This window comes from Psychrobacter sp. TB20-MNA-CIBAN-0197, from assembly GCF_040309765.1.
Classification (GTDB): Bacteria; Pseudomonadota; Gammaproteobacteria; order Pseudomonadales; family Moraxellaceae; genus Psychrobacter; species Psychrobacter submarinus.
Genome location: NZ_JBEOPC010000290.1, coordinates 1 through 309 on the forward strand (window position 1 = coordinate 1; position 309 = coordinate 309).

A 309-nucleotide genomic window follows, 5' to 3' on the forward strand; every position below is an offset into this window, starting at 1 on the left:
GTTGTGTACCGTATACCGTTAGGCTGTCTAATAGGGCATGTGTAGATAAACTTAAAAATACTAGCCAAAACCAGCGCACTTTATAAATTTGCATTCCCGCGTGTACTTTTAATATTAGCCATACAATGAGCGGGCTAATTAATAAATGTATTAATAACGAATGGCTAAAGCCACGGTGATAAGTAAATGCTTCTACAGATCCGCCATATGGCAAAAATACATCTAAATCAGGGAGCGTGCCTAAAATTGCTCCCCATAAAACGGCTTTTCGACCTATTTTATTGCCTAATACCGCATAACCTACAGCAC

Annotated in this window: 1 protein-coding gene; it reads right to left on the reverse strand. The window is 38.8% G+C overall.

What is annotated here, in order from left to right:
• On the reverse strand, nucleotides 1–309 hold a 309-nt coding region (locus AAEY83_RS13710; RefSeq protein ID WP_351059638.1), incomplete at both ends, for a metal-dependent hydrolase.